A 16,320-nucleotide genomic window follows, 5' to 3' on the forward strand; every position below is an offset into this window, starting at 1 on the left:
AAAACCACTGTACAACGAAATTCAAAAAGAATTCAAAATTCGCTGATAGGTTTATCGTTTAAAACAGGCTTCGGATATCCGTGGCGACGCTTTTAAATCTGTTAAGTCAATGAAAACTGCTTCCCTGCTGGATCAAATTGGAGCTTTTGTATCGGCTCAATTATCTGCTTGCGGTGATGAGCTCGCGTACCATAATCTCAACCACACATTAAGCGTGGTTGAAAATGCTTTACAGCTTGCCGATTACTACCAACTCACTGATCCTGACCGGTTTGTTGTTCTTGCCGCCAGTTGGTTTCATGACCTGGGCTATATGAACGGAGGTCCTGCGGGCCACGAGCAGCGAGGCGCGTTGATTTTCCACCAATTCGCTAGCAGTTTGGCCATTGAGGGCGATCTGATAGCGCGCGTCATGGGCTGCATCCTAGCAACCACACTACCACAAAGGCCTACCAATTTATTGGAATCAATCGTCTGCGACGCGGACCTATATCATTTTGGCACATCAGAATTTGCTGAAAAAGATGCATTAATGCGAGAGGAAACCAGCCACAGACTAGCAACGGATATTGCTGCCCTCAGTTGGCTTGCCGGATCTGCAAAGCTATTACGGTCCCACCAGTTTTGCACTCCATATTGTCAAGGCAAACTTGCCGGGCAAAAGCAGGAGAATCTCTTGCAGTTAGAAGCCCGGATGAAAGCTGCTTCCGAAACAAATCAATAAACCAGCTGGTGTTTGCGTCCCGGCTTGCCCCATTTGTACTGATGGGTCCAGTATGCCACTTTCATGGATAAATAACCTATTCCTGCGCCCACAAGCACATCACTGATGTAATGCCGGTTGTTGGCCACGCGCAGCAGGCCTACGGATGAGGCCACCGTGTAGGAAGCGTAGGGCATCCATGGGCAGCGGTCTTTGTATTCTTCATTTAAAAAAGTGGCTGCGGCAAAAGCCTGTGTGGTATGGCCTGACGGAAATGAGTTGTAACTGCTGCCATCGGGCCGCAGTGTGTGGGTAGCCGACTTTAGAAGCGTCACAGTCGTCAGCGCCATTGCCTCCCCTTTAATCAGGATCACAGTACGGTTCAGGATATCGGTTTTAGAATGCACGCCAAAGCCGTCAAGGGCGTAGGCGGCTAGCAAAGGAGAAAATTGAAGATAGTCATCAATTTTAGTGTGAAATTTGGGAATGAGGCGGTTACGCTCTTCGGCCACTTCGTTTCTAATGGCTTCTTCGGAATGCCCGCTTGACAATAGGCCACCAATGATGAGCGAGACAGGCGGGTAAAATGCCCGGAGTAGGATGGGTTTCCGGGTAGGCAGTGTATCACCTGGCATTATGGGCGACGCACTCGCCCAGCCGGAAAATATGAGAAGGATTAGTAAAGCACGCATGATCGGTAGCAGAATATATGAATGAAAGTCAAAATTTGAAGCTGTAACCGGCCCGGATCAACTGGGTCTCATAATAATCGCGGCTGGCATAATGAAAGCCCTCGCCGTAAACTGTTTTGCGAACCACGAGCGTTCCGAAAAGATCGGTTGCATTCATAAACAGCTCACCTTTATGAAGCTGGCGTTTTGCGCCTGCATCAACCGAGAACCGGTAACCGGTGCGGCCCTGGGGGACAATATCGGGCGCCTGGTAGACTACGGCTACCTGCAACTCGGTCTTTTTCCCTTTTAACAAGGCATTGACTTTCGCGCCCCCGGAGGTAAGCTGCTGTCCGGCGGCATGGTACTCCGAGCGGATCGGATACAGGTTTTCCACTGTAAATGCATCAATGCTGTTGCGGTAAAGGTTGCCATTCACAGTTAGCGAAAACCAAGTGGCAAGATCTTGCTGCCAGACAAGCTCACCGCCCGTATTGTAGCTTTTAGCTGCGTTTTGAAAAATGTTATAGATCAAGGTACTGCCAGGGACGGTAGTTCCGATTCTGGTAATGGTGCCTTTGGTCTGCTTGTGATAGGCTGCTGCGTAGACAGAACCGCTGGCCCAGCTGGTTTTGTAGCCTGCTTCCAGTGAGCTGGTAAATTGCGGTTTTAAAGCTGGATTACCGATCTTAATGATTTCGGCATCATCATATTTTGGAAAAATACGGATATCCACCTCATTGGGCCGATCAACGCGGCGGTTATAGAAAAGGGAAATTTTATCATGCTCATTGAGCTTATAGGCCAGGCGCACATTGGGGAAAGGTTTGGCGTAGGAATACCCATCACTTTGATAGGTTGGGTGAGTGGGGTTAACCGTGTAACGCAGATTGATATACTCTACGCGCAGACCAGCTTCCAGCTCGAAGTTGCGGTTTTCAAAAACATAGTTGCCATATAAAGCTGGTATTGTTTCTTTATAGTTGGCCCAGCCACCCGCAAGACTGTCAATAGGTGAATTCAGACCTGGGAAAAATTGCATATTGGTAGGAATAAAACGCCTGCGCAGCTTCAAGCCGCTTTCAAAGCGGCCATATCGCAAGGGCCGGATATAGTCAGCATTCAAATCGAACACATTCTCATCGGAAAGCAGCTTGAATGCATCCTTGCCTGTAAAGTCGGGCATGATGTTGGTAAAAAAGTACTTTTCATCTTCCCGGTGGAAGGTATAATTGAAGCCAATATTGAGAAGGCGCCCGGGCTGTTGGTATTTATGCTGGTAGGAGGCTGTCGCAGTCACCGTAGTTTTTAATTCGTCTTCCAAAAACTGCCACAGGCGGCGGCGCTGGGTGAGATCCGCGTTGAAAAAAGGCTGGTCCCCACGGTCCAGAATTTTCTCACTGCTGAATAAGGCGGAAACTGACAATGCGTTTTGCGTATCCCAATTCCAGTCTATGCCCGCTTTCGATGTTACCACATTCGTGCTTCGGTTACGTTTTAGTTGCTGCCGGACGGTATCGCCCGAATCGTAGTAGCGGTTTGTAAATTCGTTTTTATTGAGTGTGGGCGTGTGTAGATAATCACCTTGAAAAAAGAGGTTCAGTTTTTCTTTTTTGTAATTCAGGGCTAGGGAAGGGTTGATTTTTAATGTATTGCGCGACTGAGGGCGAATGTCGGGCAGATTTTCTTTTCGCACCCACAATGCGCCCAACCCTGTGGTCAAGCCGATTTTTCCGTTAAAGCCTTCCTGTTTGTTCTTTTTGTAAATGATGTTGATGATCCCCGCATTGCCGTTGGCATCGTACCGGGCAGAAGGATTATTGATGATCTCGATTCTTTCAATCGCGGATGCAGGGATGTTATCCAGGCTGGTCTGGTTGCCAAAGCCGGTCAACGCAGTTTGCCGGCCATCGACCAGCACGGCGACCTTGTCACTTCCGCGCAGCATCACTTTTCCGTCTTCACCGGCCGTAACACCAGGCAGGTTTTTCAGGGCTTGCAGAACAGATCCACCACTTTGGCTCAGGTTTTTACTAATATCGAAGACTTTCCGGTCAAGGCGGGCGTCCACGCCGTCAGCATGCGTGCCTGTGACGGTCAGTTCCTGCAAAACCTGCGCGTCTTGACTCATTCCAAGCATGCCCAGATCAAGAAAAGCGCTTAATGAACCTACTGTTACTGACTTTTCGAGTGTTTGGAAACCCAGAAAAGCACATTCCAGACGGTAATTTCCGGGTGCGATGCCGGTCAATTTAAAACGTCCATCGGCAGCCGTGATCGTTCCGGTCACGAACGCACTGTCTCTTTCAGTTTTCAAAATCACATTGACGAAAGGCAGCATCTGCTTTTTTGGCAGCGAGGTGACCTGGCCCGATAGTGTGACCTTGCCTACCTGTGCGTGAACGCTATCCAGCGCTGCTATCAAGAACAGCAGGATTAATGATTTTTTGAAAGCCATTCAGATTCGTTTTTTGATCTGATGGTGAAAGTCCGGATTGATTTGGAAGAAATTTAGAATTTTAGAAGATGACGGTAAAATGATGATGGCCGCAGTCGAAATCATACTTGATCTGCCAGTTGTAACGCTCACAGATCTCGCGAGCGATGGCAAGTCCAAGTCCACTACCGGCATGCTCATGGGATGCCTGTGCGAACCGTCGGAAAAGGCTGTGCTCATCAAGCGGTGATATGCCCGTGTTTGCAAATAATAACTTGCTCTGGTCGGCGCGTACCGAAACGCTGCCGCCTGCCGGGGTGTAGCGTAGCGCATTCACAAGCAAATTTGTGAGCAGGATTTCCAAAAGCATGGGATTGGCCTTCAGAGTCATTTCACTAACTTGCTGTGCATAGTGAATGCGGCTGCTTTCAAAGCGGTCGAGAAAGTGCGCGTCCAGTGCATGAAACAACTCGGCAACAGATATGTTCTGCTGCTGGTCAAACTGGGCATGTTCGATTTTGGCCAGAAGCAAAAGGTTTTTATTGATCCTTGTCACGCGGTTAATCGCCTGATAGGCATCTTCTAGGATCTGCATTTGAGGCTGATCCAGCGAGCGGCTTTGCAGCAGCAGGTCCAGCTTGGATTTTACGATAGCAAGTGGTGTTTGTAGTTCGTGGGAGGCATTTTCTGTAAATTCTTTTTGTTGTTTGTACGAGGCCAGGCTTGCATCCATGAGCCTATCAAGGCTTTGATTCAAGTCGGTAAATTCGGTGACCTGCGATACAGGCAATGCTGCTGGTTTGCCGCCTTCCAGCCGGAAACTTTGCAGACTGGCCAGTGTATCATAGAATGGCCTCCAGAGTCGTAGAGAGGTCTTGCGGTTCAAGTAGACGAAGCCGGCCAACAACAGAATAAAAAAGAAAATGGTGACGGCCGCAATCGCCAGGATCGTTTCGTCGATTTCTTCCATATTGGTTTCAATCAGAACCCGCAGGAGTGTTCCATTCACACGGATATCGGTCATCAGGCATCGAAACTGCTCGCGGTCGTTCATGAAAGTATCAAACCGGATCAGCGTGTAACTGCTGTCGGGACTGGGCGCAGTAGCCTGGGTAAATGAAAATCCTGGCTGCACTTTGTCCAAAACGCTGATCATATCGCTCACCGAGCTGTCGGGAAGATCCAGGCTGGTCAATCTTTTCTCAAGTTTTTCGCGGATCGCATAATGGTGCTTATCCAGCTCATTTTCCCAGATCCAGTTGATGGTCAGAAAATAAACGGGGATGCTGACGATCAATACGACCATCGCATACATCACCAGTGGGCGAAGGCTTTGGTCCAGCAATTTTTTCATCCTTCCCATTTGTAGCCTGTCGCGTAAATCGTTTTGAGATAATTACCGTAACCAGCTTCCGTTAATTTCTTTTTCAGGTTCTTAACATGCGCATACACAAAGTCATGGTTATCGAACATATCGGCAATGTCACCTGACAAATGCTCAGCCAGTGCGCTTTTGCCTATAACCCGGTTTTTATTGCTGATAAAAAACAACAGCAGATCCAGCTCCTTACGGGTTAATGAAACTACCGCTCCATTAACAGTCACAACCCTTGATGACAAATCTACTTTCAGCTCATTTTGCAGCACATTGTTCTGGTTGGCAAAACTCCTGCGCCGGATCACTGAGTAAATGCGCGCTGCCAGTTCAGGCAAATGGAAGGGCTTAGCCAGATAGTCGTCTGCGCCCGCATGCAGGCCCTTGATCTTGCTTTCGTAATCGTTTTTGGCTGAAATGATGATCACCCCGTCCTGCTGCCCTTGTTCTTTAAGGATGTCCAGGATATCCAGCCCATCACCGCCAGGTAGCATTAAGTCCAAGAGGATACATTCATAACGGTACAGCTCGACTTTTTCCCGGGCTTGCGCCCATGTACCGGCATATTCGCACAGATAATCCTGCGCGGTTAAATATGCTCCGATGTCGGCAGCAAGTTCGGGTTCGTCTTCAATGATCAGGATTTTCATTCCGGAAATTTACATCGACGATTTGGAATTCTTTTAGAAGAAAATTCAGGACTTGCCGATGCCGTCAAACAGTCGTGATTAGTATAGCATAGATTTCATTGGTGTACTTTGCAAGACGACTAAATTCTTCGGCAATAACCCGCTTGACAGCGGCATATTTGCGTGGGTAATCAGAAGCCATTCGACCGCAACAGTCAACTTTTTCAAACAATGTCAGAATGCGAAGCTGTTGAATATCTGTATGGCTCTATCGGACGCATACGTTTCTATTGCGGATTGCCGGTGAGAGGTAATGTGGGCAAGTAGATCCATACACACGTACCTTCCCCGATAATAGATTCAACGGCCAATTTTCCCTGGTGAATGTCAACGATCTTTTTAGCGATTGTAAGCCCAAGTCCAAAACCAGGGGTGTTCCCGACATTTGAAGCCCTCATCATAGGCAAGAAAACATCATCGAGTTGCGCTTCGGGAATTCCCATTCCCTTATCCGTGAATGATATTACAATCCAATTTTGGTCAAGGTCCACGCGTAAGCCAATGGGCTGCCCGTTAGAATATTTGCTTGCGTTGTCTAAAATGTTGGTCATAACAGTGCGCAATAGCGTAGCATTTCCAAATATGCGTAAGTGGGGACTTTGCTGGGTAAAACTGTCAGTGAGTTGAAAGTCGATTTGCTGATCCGGACGCTTTTCCCCAAAGTAGGTGATTGTATCCAGCACGGTGTCTACGATATTGATATCTGCATGTATCCGGGCCGACTGCAAACCTTCGACTTCCGCCAAATGTAGTAAAGAATTTGCCAGCGCAATGGCCCCCTCAAGGCGTATTAAGGCCTTCTCCATGCCCTGCTTGGCTTCTGCCAGCTGGTTGTCATAGGCCAGGGAGGTTTCCAGAATACCTTTAACCACCGTGAGGGGTGTGCGGATCTCATGGGATGCATAGGAGACAAAATGCTCTTGGCTAATAGCCAGTGTCTGTAAACGTTCGAGCAACTGATTAAAAGAGTTAGCCAGATAGGAAGCTTCATCTGAGGCTGTACGGCTATTGAGTCGGAATGAAAAGTCACTGACCGATGCCGGGTCCATCTGCGCGATCAAACCGTCGAATGGACGCATGGCGCGGCGCGCAAAAAAGAATCCTACAAAAGCGACAATGATGAGCAAAATGATATTGCCGCTTAATAGTATTAGTAGCAGGCTTTTACTAGCCTGCCTGCCGGGTAAATCATAAGCGGTAACGACAGAAATGTAGCGCGTTCCTGCGATCTGGAAAGACAAGGCAATACCTTCTTTTGGTAAATCCCAAGGTTTGCCTTCATAGGTAAAGAAGACTTCCTCTTCGCGGGCTTCACCGAGCAATTTAGATGTGAGCCGGTAGTCGTCGGGTCCTGAGGACTTATATACGATTTCATTTGCCGGCCCTACCAAGGTCTCATGCTGGTCAGGCAGGGTAAGGTAGCTTGATCGATGAAATTCAACACGGTCTTGGAAATAGAGCTGCCCTGCGAGCGCCCTGCGCTGTAACCTGTTGCGCATCAACGAGCGGCGGTAGGACTCATAGGTTTGATAGATGAAAATAGAAAATACTAGCAGCAACAATGCTACCAGCAATCCAAACCCAATGGTGATGCGTTGCTTGATGCTCATGGCTCAGCGCCTAGCAGATAACCGACGCCAAATACGGTGTGAAGCAGTTTTGGTTCTACTTGGTCAATTTTACGACGGAGATAATTAACATAAACGTCAACCACATTGGTGTTTGTATTGAAATGAACGTCCCACACATTTTCCAAAAGGTCTACACGATTGATCACCTTTCCCTGGTTTAGCATCAGGTATTCGAGCAGGGCATACTCCCGGGCGGTCAGTTCGATCCGCTGGCCAGATCGCCAAACCCTATGGGAATCCGTATCGATTTTCAGATCAAGAAGTTGGAGGCTTTTGGGCCTTGGAGCCCTGGAGGGATGGCGTCTGGCCAAGGCTTTCAGTCGAAAAAGCAGTTCCTTGAATGCAAAGGGCTTTGCAAGGTAATCGTCGGCACCTGCTTCAAAGCCCAATACTTTGTTGTCCAGGCTTCCCAGTGCGGTCAACATGATTACAGGAACTGCTGGCCAGTTTTGTTTGATAAACTTACATAGGTCAAAGCCGTTCATACCAGGTAGGTTAACGTCTAACATGACTACATCGAAACGGTGCTCGTTGACAAGGCTCCGGCCAATCGTTCCATCAAAAGCCACAGATACCGCTACACCCTCAGAAACGAGCCCTTTTTGAATGAATTGTGTCAACTCTATGTCATCCTCAACGACTAAAACATTCATATGCCGGGCCAGTTTATTAACATTTTCGAGAGTAAAATTAACTATAGGCTTCAAAATGGACCTATATCGATAGCAATCTAATCAGATTTTAATAACCTTCTAACTACCCTCTAACGGGATGCTTATTTACTTTGAAGACCTATTTCAAAGGACTTATGGCAGCTGACATTGGATGGAATGTGTTTTTTGCGGATGATGACGAAGACGATGCGTTTCTTTTGGAAATGGCCCTTAAAATTCGGCAAATCGGCATGCTGTCCTCCATCATGATTTTTATGTTTACTGGATGCCAAGATCCGAAAACGATTTCATTGGCATACCAACGACAGGTCGACTGCTATTTATTCAAACCCGCATCCCATGATGAGTGGGAGCAAGTCCTAAGCCACGCAATTTGTTTCGCAAAGAATATTTAAAAGATGACCCGATTACCGTTCAAGCCCCTTTTTCTTTTCTTAATACTTGTTTGTCAGTCGCCTGCTAATGCGCAGATCATGAGCATGGAACAGGCCATTGAGGCCTCGCTGAGCAAATACCCGTCGGTAACGGCCCAACGTGCGGCCCTTGCAGGCTTTCGCGCCAGCACCCAGGTTCTGAAAGACAATAGGTTGCCCAATGTTCGTTTGCATGACCAGGTTGATATTGGCACAGCCAACGGTCTTTCAGGCTCCTACTTTTCATTGGGCCTGATCGTTCCGACTTCTGGCGGCAGACGCGATGAAAACCGGATGGACCTGGCATCAGGTAACGTTGCGCTGGCAACGGCCGACTGGGAATTTTTCAATTTTGGTCGCTACCGCTCAGAAGACCGGCTTGCAAGAGCGGACGTTGAAATAGGACAGGCAGGGGTCGAACGCGAAGAATTTATGCTCCGACAGGCTGTAATCGGCACTTACCTGGACCTTTTGTGGCTAGGGCAGATCCTTCGGATCGAGGGACGGAACCTGGCCCGGGTGGACACAGTTAGCAGGATCATCAACAACTTGGTCAGAAATGGTATCAGGCCCGGGCTTGACTCTTCCCTTGCAAGCGTTGAGCTTTCAAGGGCAAAACTGAACTATTACGAAATAGACGAGGGCTTCCGACGCGCTATTCTCCGGTTGGGCATGCTGACAGGAACAAATGCATCCCAATTGGAAATAGATACCACATTTCGGGCGCAGGCGCTGCTCGTTGAGCCGAATGAAGTAAAAGTTACCCTTAACCATCCGTTGCTGCGTTATCAAAATAGCTTCCTGGGCCGACAAATGGCCGAACTGGAGGTAATACGAAAGGCGGCCCTGCCACGGGTATCGCTATTGACTGCCGCCTGGGCCAGGGGCACAAGCCTTGACATCAATAACAATTTTGGCCCAATCGGCTCAGGGTTTGGATATAGCCGCACCAATTTTCTGGTAGGGCTAGCTGCAACGGTCAATCTTACTGATTTCCGGAGATCCAAAAGCCGGACGACGGTACAGCAATGGAAAGTCCGCGAAGCGGGCAGCCGCTTGGACTTTGAGCACCTTAAACTGGAAAATACGCTGGCAACCTCTGATTCTGTGCTGGCTACATTGCGGCTCGCACTGCTTGAATTACCAACGGCCATCAGGTCTGCGGAAAGCGCTTATCAGCAGCGGCTCTCACTTTACAACAATGGGATTGAAAATATTTTGGGGCTGACCGATGCGCTTCAACTCTTAACCAGGGTTGAAAAACAGGCAGTGGATATACAACGTCGTACAGTTGAAACACGCCTGCAGCGCGCCTATGCGAGTAGCAACTTCGACGACTTTTTTTCTTTTTTCAGGCGTCAATAAATCCTTTAGTCCAGATACTCAATGTTATCCATCTCATTAAAACGCCCCATTTCGGTTTTGGTATTGGTTGCCGGTTTGGCGGTCTTTTCGATCATATCGGCAACCCGCATCCCGATCGATATATTTCCCCGTCTAAATTCCCCGGTTATTTACGTGATCGAACCTTACGGAGGAATGTCCCCTGCTCAAATGGAAGGCTTCTTTGCCACCCGTATGCAGGACCAATTTCTCTACATTGCAGGTATCAGGGAGATTAGCAGCCGAAGTGTACAGGGTCTTACGATCGTAAAACTGGCTTTTTACGAAGGAAGTGACATGGCACAGGCGGCCGCGGAAGTGGCCATCCAGGTCAACCGTGCCATGAAGTTTTTCCCACCGGGTGCATTGCCGCCACAAGTTGTCCGCTATGACGCGTCCTCGGTCCCCATCGGTGATTTGGTTTTTAGCAGTAAAACCAAATCATTAAAAGAGATTCATGAGCTTGCCGTTACCCGTATCCGTCCACTGTTTTCGACTGTTCCGGGGCTTACCGCGCCACCGCCAATCGGGACCAACGCCAGGACAGTGGTCATTAACCTGGACCCCCAGAAAGCAAGGAGCCTAAATATCTCGCCCGATGAAGTCGTAGGTGCTTTGGCGGCCAATAACGCTATGACGCCTTCGGGTAATATCCGGGTCGATAATACAACTTACATCACAACCCTTAACTCGCTGGAAGACCAAGTGGCAGACTTTGGGCGGATCCCGGTCAGGACCGAAGGGAGAAATACTGTTTTTTTGCGTGATATAGCCACCGTTACAGACGGCTCGGATGTAACAGCTGGCTATGCCCTGGTCAACGGCAGCCGGTCCTCCTATATTCCGGTAGTAAAAACCGCAGATGCTTCAACCTGGGAAGTCGTCACTGCCTTGAAGGCAAAGCTTCCTGAGATGCGTAGCTTGCTGCCTGAGGACATCGAGGTTGCCTACGAATTTGACCAGTCCATCTTTGTCATCAATTCAGTTAAAAGTCTGCTTTTCGAAGGCGGTCTCGGCGCGATTTTGACGGGGCTTATGGTGCTTTTATTCCTTGGCGACTGGCGCTCGTCAGTGATTGTGATCATTACCATTCCAATATCCATTATTGCCGCGGTGCTGTTTCTAAGCCTGGCTGGGCAAACGATCAATATTATGACCCTGTCGGGACTTGCACTGGCGATTGGTGTACTGGTCGATCAGGCCACTGTGACCATTGAAAATATCCACCAACACCTGGAAATGGGAAAACCCAGGCAGCAGGCGATTTATGATGCATGCAAGGAGGTAGCACTGCCACTATTATTGATCCTACTTTGTATCCTGGCCGTATTCGCCCCTTCTTTCATTATGTCGGGCGTTCCCAGGGCCATGTTTTTACCACTTTCGCTTTCCATTGGTTTTGCGATGACTGTGTCTTACTTCTTAGCGCAGAGCCTGGTGCCTATCCTGGCCAACTGGATGCTTAAAGACCATGTGGACGGCCCTGGCAGGGAACTGAAAAAAACTTCTAAACCCGCTCTGCTCGACCGCGTACGTGAAAGTTTCATCGGCCAGAACCGAAGGTTGCTGCGCCATAACCGCCTTATTGTAGGCGTTTATGTGGTGGTAATCTTCGCTCTGGCAGCGGCCGGGTTTATGTTGATCGGAAAAGATATGCTCCCACAGCTGAACTCGGGGCAGATGGTGATCCGCATGAAAACACCCGACGGAACACGGTTGGAACGCACTGAAGAAAAAGTAGCGAAACTCATAACGTTGGTGGACGAGGTCAGCGAAGGCAATCTTGCCATTTCATCGGCCTATGTCGGCGTGGTGCCCACCAATTATGCGACCTCAAACCTGTATGTAAGTACCAATGGGCCTAACGATGCGGTGATCAAGGTTGGGCTCGACAAAGAGTATAAAACCAATATGCAGAATTTAAAGCAGCGCATCCGCGATGCTGTCCAGCAGCAGATGCCTGACATTACCCTTTCGTTTGAGCCTGCTGACCTGACCGAAAAACTCATGAGTGGTGGGGCTTTTACACCCATTGAGGTACAGGTGGCCGGCAGGGACATGAAAGAGATTGAAGGTTATGCCAACAAGCTGGTTGCAGGATTATCAGAAGACGAGCATTTGCGTGACGTGCGTATCGTGCAGCCATTGAAATTTCCCGTTATTAATATCAAGCTCGACCGGCAGAAAATGGCTGTGATGGGACTAAGCCTGCAGCAGACGGCACGCTCGATCACCGCATCTACTTCTTCAAGCCGGTATACGGAAAAAAACCAGTGGCTCGACCAAAAAGCGGCCTACACCTATCAAGTGCAGGTACAAATTCCTGAATATGCAATGCGAAACTTGGCCCAATTACAAGAAATCCCCCTTGTGGCCGGCCAGGTCCGGCCGGTGCTGGGCGATGTTGCCACTTTTTCAGTTGATACGCTGCCGGGAGAATATTCACGTACCGGGCCAAGAAGGTTTGTAACAGTTTCTGCCAATATCCACCATCAGGATTTGGGCAGCGCAACCAGCTCAGTTGAGAAGGTAATTGCCGGGCTTGGCGCGGCGCCCAAGGGACTGGTTACCCAGATTAAAGGGATGTCTTCGCTGCTTACCGAGACGCTGGACAGCCTGCAGTTGGGATTAGGTATTGCGATCCTGGTCATTTTCCTACTGCTGGCAGCCAATTACCAGTCATTGCAGCTGTCTGTGGTCATTCTCTCGACAGTTCCAGCGGTTATTGTCGGCTCCATCGCTTTGCTGCTGCTGACAGGCAGCACATTGAACCTGCAGTCTTACATGGGCATTATCATGTCCACAGGTATCTCGGTGGCCAATGCAATTTTGATCGTTACCAATGCCGAGCGGCTGCGCTGGGAATACCGCGATGCTAACCGGGCGGCCATTGATAGCGCGGGCCTTCGGCTGCGCCCTGTCCTCATGACCAGCTTTGCCATGGTTGCCGGTATGATACCGATGGCCCTTGGCACTGGTGAGGCCGGGGAACAGGTTGCCCCGCTGGGACGCGCCGTGATCGGAGGGCTGATCGCATCCACGCTGGCCGCGCTTTATATAGTTCCGCAGGTGTACGTGCTTTTGCAGAAAAAAGCGGGTTTTGATAATCCTTCCCTTTTGCCAGAAAATATCCCGTCTACCATAATCATGCATGCAAATGGCTCAACGAACCAAAATACATCCCAGACATATGAAAACCACCCATTATAACTACCTCTTATTACTGCTGTCACTGGGCATTTTCAGCGGCTGCACTTCTTCTGAGTCAGCGGATACAAAATCCAAGAAAATGACTGAGCAAAAACACGCGGCCAACTTTAAGTTTGCTCAGGTATCAACAGGTAAGGTCGGGCAAGAAATCCAGCTTCCTGGTGAATTTCTTGCTTTTCAGCAGGTAAGCATTTATCCGAAGGCAGATGGCTTTGTACAAAAAGTGCTCGTTGACCGGGGCTCCATCGTTCACCGGGGCCAGGTGCTGATGGTTCTTGAAGCGCCTGAAACTGAGCAGCAGCTAGTAGCGGCACGTTCGAACTATCTGAAAGCCCAGGCAATGCTTGTGGCCAGCAAGGAGCATTTCAGAAGGTTGAAGGCTAGCAGTAAAATCACCGGTTCTGTATCTGCCCTTGATCTGGAAAGTGCACAGGCGCGCATGATGGCCGATAGTGCAGCAGCTATAGGGGAAGCGGCGAATTTTGAAGCGCTTACACAAATTAAATCCTACCTGACCGTTCGCGCACCATTCGATGGGGTCATTACCGAGCGCAATGTGCACCCAGGCGCGTTGGTAGGCTCGGGGGTTAGCATGAGCGGTCCGATGCTGATGTTACAACAGCAAAACCGACTAAGGTTGGTAGTGGACATTCCAGAAAGTTACAGCCTTGGACTTAGGCAAGGAAAACAAGTGACATTTCAAATCAACGCCATGCCTGGTAAGCTCTTCAACGGGGCCATTAGCCGTAGATCTGGAAGTATGAGCCAGAAATTTCGATCCGAAACGGTAGAAATTGATGTAAATAACTCATCTGGAAACATCAGGCCCGGCATGTTTGCAGAGATCATGTTGTCGCCGGAAGGGACACGCGGAGCCCTTACTGTACCTCGGACTGCGGTAATCTCTTCTACGGAAAGGCAGTACGTTATCCGTGTCAATGCATCGGGTGCTGCTGAATTTGTCGAAGTCAGGCAAGGCCAGCAGTCTTCCACGATGAGTGAAGTATTTGGAAACCTCAGGACGGGGGACAAGGTCATTGTCAACCCGCGTGATGATCTAAGGGAAGGAACGCAGATTACCATGAACTAACAGGTGGGTAAAATTCCGGAATTGCTTTGAACCGGTAACAACTATGGGAATGCTACTAGACCTTTTATGTGTACTTATGCTAGGTATAGTATGTCAAATGGTAAACTATGTTGTTGCTGTATGGACTTCTGGAAAACGTCGCCGCTCGCGTATCCGCCGGGAAAATATCATCAAAAAAAGGAGTGAATTGCATATAAAAAAGGAATTGGATGAATTATTGGTTCATTATAACAATGGAGAGTTAAGCGAACAGCAATATTTAGATGAGGCTAACCCGTTAATTGACAAGCTTTCGGATTTGAATTTGAATTCGGATCAGACATTAATGTGACAGACGAGCATTAACGTTAATAGAAAAAAATTAGGCGGCAGACTACTTGTGAAACTTATACTATGGCAGAGCAAGAAAGGAAGGAACCCTATAAGCCCAACGATCATCTGGCTAATGAACGGACTTACCTGGCTTGGGTCAGGACCGGGATAGGCATCATGGCCTTTGGTTTTGTAGTCGTAAAGTTTTCCATATTTGTAAAACAGATTGAATTGGCCCTTCAAACCAAGGCAAATGCGCATTCGCATGGGTATTCGGCTATCATCGGTATAATATTGGTCTCTATGGGTGCCCTCTCAATCTTTTTTGCCTTTCTGCAATACAAAAGAACCAACAAGCAATTAAAAACCTATACCTACACGCCTTCAACAATATCAGTGAGCATGCTCACCGCTGTGATTTTGCTGATTAGTATGCTATTAATTGCGTACCTGCTGCAAAGTGTATGAACAATGACTGTAGTCAAAATCATCACTCTCTTTCTTTTTTGTCCCGGTGAGCTACGGCACCAGGGTATAGTAAAAATGCGTTGGGTGATTGGCAGCTTCTGTGCTTTTTCCGAGCTGCGATCAAACGCTATTGACTGCTCAGAGACGCTTGTATCCGTTATATTCTCAGGGAAAAGCATTCATTTTTACAATCATGATGGTAAATGGGATAGCAAGACGGCGAAAGGTGTTTACGCCAGAAAGGGGGTATAGTCGCCAGCACATTGGTCTGTCGCGGGTTGTTTCCCGGTTCGGGTGCATCCAGCCACCAACAGGACAGCTCTATTTTTCGGATGGCCTGGCATTTCTGCCTTACACCGTCGCGATATATTTGGCGCTGATAAGCAGAAACAACGTCCTATCAGCCCGGGCCTGCTCATAGTTCTTTTTTATAAGGCGTTTTATCCTATCATTTCTTAATTTAACAGCAGCCATTTCGAGGATTTGAAACGAGGCCATTTCGATGCTTTCGATATTGTGCAGATAAAACAGTATTGACATGTCCCTTAATTCAGGATTTTCACCGTGAATTTTAATGTCATGGAATGAATCTTCTACAAGGCCTTTCATTCCATTGCAGCCGGCGTCGGAGATTTCTGCCGCCATAATTTGGTAAATTTCGTCCATCCTGCTAATCTGCTTTTTCACATCTTCGACAGTATCGTTGATCGCTTCCCTAAGATCTGAAAAATGTACATTGTCCATTAGTTCAGGCAATTCGGTGCGCAGCAAGGTTTTCGCTGCGTAAATCTTGTTGAGGTGACCAATGAAGAATTTCTCGATATCATCCCTGTTTACATTGATTTCTGGTGGTAGCATAGCAGACGTTTATGAAAGATATTTATTTACCTGGGAAAGTATTGCCGCCAAATCATATGGTTTGGTCAGGTACATATCAGCATGGCTTTTTCGGGCAAGTTCGGGTAGGTTGTGTTCGCCAGAGCATAGAATTACCGGAAGCTTTTCGGTCTCTGGATGCGTTTTTAGCTCCTTACATATATCTGCTCCGGACTTGGAAGAGCCCGCTATCCTTACGTCCAGCAGGACCAGGTCTGGGTGCAAGAGATTGATGTAATCTGTGTCAAGCAGATTCGGAGAAAATATCACATCGTATCCCGAATCGCGAAAAACAATCCTCAAAAGTTCTAATAGGTCGTGGTCGTCCTCAATGATTAATACTCGTTTTTTCACCGATATAAGATTTGCAGGTCTTTTAAGGATGGAG

Annotated in this window: 15 protein-coding genes; 7 read left to right on the plus strand and 8 right to left on the minus strand. The window is 48.3% G+C overall.

Features of this window, described 5'->3' with window-relative positions:
- Nucleotides 1-109 precede the first annotated feature (109 nt).
- Nucleotides 110-724, plus strand: a complete 615-nt coding sequence (locus tag ON006_RS05575) for an HD domain-containing protein (RefSeq protein WP_244819467.1) — start codon at nt 110-112, stop codon at nt 722-724.
- Here ON006_RS05575 and ON006_RS05580 read toward each other — a convergent pair.
- From ON006_RS05580 to ON006_RS05605, 6 genes are all read right to left on the minus strand, one after another.
- Complete coding sequence (locus ON006_RS05580) at nt 718-1,395, minus strand: phosphatase PAP2 family protein (RefSeq protein WP_244819466.1); 678 nt, start codon at nt 1,393-1,395, stop codon at nt 718-720. The two genes, ON006_RS05575 and ON006_RS05580, sit on opposite strands and share 7 nt — an antisense overlap.
- Nucleotides 1,396-1,423: 28 nt before the next feature.
- On the minus strand, nt 1,424-3,832 hold the full coding sequence (locus ON006_RS05585; protein WP_244819465.1) for a TonB-dependent receptor: 2,409 nt from the start codon (nt 3,830-3,832) through the stop codon (nt 1,424-1,426).
- A 61-nt stretch (nt 3,833-3,893) separates the two neighbouring features.
- On the minus strand, nt 3,894-5,165 hold the full coding sequence (locus ON006_RS05590; RefSeq protein ID WP_244819464.1) for a sensor histidine kinase: 1,272 nt from the start codon (nt 5,163-5,165) through the stop codon (nt 3,894-3,896).
- A complete protein-coding gene (locus tag ON006_RS05595; RefSeq protein ID WP_244819463.1) occupies nt 5,162-5,836 on the minus strand; it encodes a response regulator transcription factor in 675 nt (224 codons plus the stop codon). Before ON006_RS05595 ends, ON006_RS05590 begins: the two co-directional genes overlap by 4 nt.
- A gap of 266 nt (nt 5,837-6,102) precedes the next feature.
- Complete coding sequence (locus ON006_RS05600; RefSeq protein ID WP_244819462.1) at nt 6,103-7,485, minus strand: sensor histidine kinase; 1,383 nt, start codon at nt 7,483-7,485, stop codon at nt 6,103-6,105.
- Nucleotides 7,482-8,159, minus strand: coding sequence for a response regulator transcription factor (locus tag ON006_RS05605; RefSeq protein WP_244819461.1), 678 nt, complete (start codon nt 8,157-8,159; stop codon nt 7,482-7,484). The genes ON006_RS05600 and ON006_RS05605 overlap by 4 nt, the downstream gene beginning before the upstream one ends.
- Before the next feature lie 155 nt (nt 8,160-8,314).
- On the opposite strand from ON006_RS05605, the gene ON006_RS05610 reads away from it, so the two are divergent.
- The 6 genes from ON006_RS05610 to ON006_RS05635 all read left to right on the plus strand — a co-directional run bounded on the left by ON006_RS05610 (nt 8,315) and on the right by ON006_RS05635 (nt 15,056).
- Complete coding sequence (locus ON006_RS05610) at nt 8,315-8,575, plus strand: response regulator (RefSeq protein WP_244819460.1); 261 nt, start codon at nt 8,315-8,317, stop codon at nt 8,573-8,575.
- A 78-nt stretch (nt 8,576-8,653) separates the two neighbouring features.
- Complete coding sequence (locus ON006_RS05615; RefSeq protein WP_267609964.1) at nt 8,654-9,958, plus strand: TolC family protein; 1,305 nt, start codon at nt 8,654-8,656, stop codon at nt 9,956-9,958.
- 21 nt (nt 9,959-9,979) lie between these two features.
- Entirely contained in the window at nt 9,980-13,186 is a 3,207-nt protein-coding gene (locus ON006_RS05620; protein WP_244819458.1) for an efflux RND transporter permease subunit, read from the plus strand.
- Entirely contained in the window at nt 13,167-14,276 is a 1,110-nt protein-coding gene (locus tag ON006_RS05625) for an efflux RND transporter periplasmic adaptor subunit (protein WP_244819457.1), read from the plus strand. Before ON006_RS05620 ends, ON006_RS05625 begins: the two co-directional genes overlap by 20 nt.
- 43 nt (nt 14,277-14,319) lie before the next feature.
- Entirely contained in the window at nt 14,320-14,607 is a 288-nt protein-coding gene (locus tag ON006_RS05630) for a hypothetical protein (protein WP_244819456.1), read from the plus strand.
- A 62-nt stretch (nt 14,608-14,669) separates the two neighbouring features.
- Nucleotides 14,670-15,056 carry a YidH family protein gene (locus ON006_RS05635; protein ID WP_244819455.1) on the plus strand — a complete coding sequence of 129 codons (387 nt, stop codon included), beginning with the start codon at nt 14,670-14,672 and terminating at the stop codon, nt 15,054-15,056.
- Between the two features lie 351 nt (nt 15,057-15,407).
- Here the strand turns inward: ON006_RS05635 and ON006_RS05640 are convergent, their stop codons facing one another.
- Together ON006_RS05640 and ON006_RS05645 are read right to left on the minus strand one after the other, a co-directional pair.
- The gene (locus tag ON006_RS05640) at nt 15,408-15,914 is read right to left on the minus strand and encodes a DUF892 family protein (protein WP_244819454.1); all 507 of its coding nucleotides are present in this window, start codon (nt 15,912-15,914) and stop codon (nt 15,408-15,410) included.
- Between the two features lie 9 nt (nt 15,915-15,923).
- Nucleotides 15,924-16,286, minus strand: a complete 363-nt coding sequence (locus tag ON006_RS05645) for a response regulator (RefSeq protein ID WP_244819453.1) — start codon at nt 16,284-16,286, stop codon at nt 15,924-15,926.
- Between the last annotated feature and the right edge of the window lie 34 nt (nt 16,287-16,320).

The sequence above is a fragment of the Dyadobacter pollutisoli genome (assembly GCF_026625565.1).
In the GTDB taxonomy this organism is placed as follows: Bacteria; Bacteroidota; Bacteroidia; order Cytophagales; family Spirosomataceae; genus Dyadobacter; species Dyadobacter pollutisoli.

What these genes read in the sequence shown, in the direction of transcription:
- ON006_RS05585 (WP_244819465.1), bottom strand. Translation starts at nt 3,832, where the DNA reads ATGGCTTTCAAAAAATCATTAATCCTGCTGTTCTTGATAGCAGCGCTG.
- ON006_RS05595 (WP_244819463.1), bottom strand. Translation starts at nt 5,836, where the DNA reads ATGAAAATCCTGATCATTGAAGACGAACCCGAACTTGCTGCCGACATC.
- ON006_RS05620 (WP_244819458.1), top strand. Translation starts at nt 9,980, where the DNA reads ATGTTATCCATCTCATTAAAACGCCCCATTTCGGTTTTGGTATTGGTT.
- ON006_RS05600 (WP_244819462.1), bottom strand. Translation starts at nt 7,485, where the DNA reads ATGAGCATCAAGCAACGCATCACCATTGGGTTTGGATTGCTGGTAGCA.
- ON006_RS05590 (WP_244819464.1), bottom strand. Translation starts at nt 5,165, where the DNA reads ATGAAAAAATTGCTGGACCAAAGCCTTCGCCCACTGGTGATGTATGCG.
- ON006_RS05575 (WP_244819467.1), top strand. Translation starts at nt 110, where the DNA reads ATGAAAACTGCTTCCCTGCTGGATCAAATTGGAGCTTTTGTATCGGCT.
- ON006_RS05640 (WP_244819454.1), bottom strand. Translation starts at nt 15,914, where the DNA reads ATGCTACCACCAGAAATCAATGTAAACAGGGATGATATCGAGAAATTC.
- ON006_RS05615 (WP_267609964.1), top strand. Translation starts at nt 8,654, where the DNA reads ATGAGCATGGAACAGGCCATTGAGGCCTCGCTGAGCAAATACCCGTCG.
- ON006_RS05610 (WP_244819460.1), top strand. Translation starts at nt 8,315, where the DNA reads ATGGCAGCTGACATTGGATGGAATGTGTTTTTTGCGGATGATGACGAA.
- ON006_RS05635 (WP_244819455.1), top strand. Translation starts at nt 14,670, where the DNA reads ATGGCAGAGCAAGAAAGGAAGGAACCCTATAAGCCCAACGATCATCTG.
- ON006_RS05605 (WP_244819461.1), bottom strand. Translation starts at nt 8,159, where the DNA reads ATGAATGTTTTAGTCGTTGAGGATGACATAGAGTTGACACAATTCATT.
- ON006_RS05580 (WP_244819466.1), bottom strand. Translation starts at nt 1,395, where the DNA reads ATGCGTGCTTTACTAATCCTTCTCATATTTTCCGGCTGGGCGAGTGCG.
- ON006_RS05625 (WP_244819457.1), top strand. Translation starts at nt 13,167, where the DNA reads ATGAAAACCACCCATTATAACTACCTCTTATTACTGCTGTCACTGGGC.
- ON006_RS05630 (WP_244819456.1), top strand. Translation starts at nt 14,320, where the DNA reads ATGGGAATGCTACTAGACCTTTTATGTGTACTTATGCTAGGTATAGTA.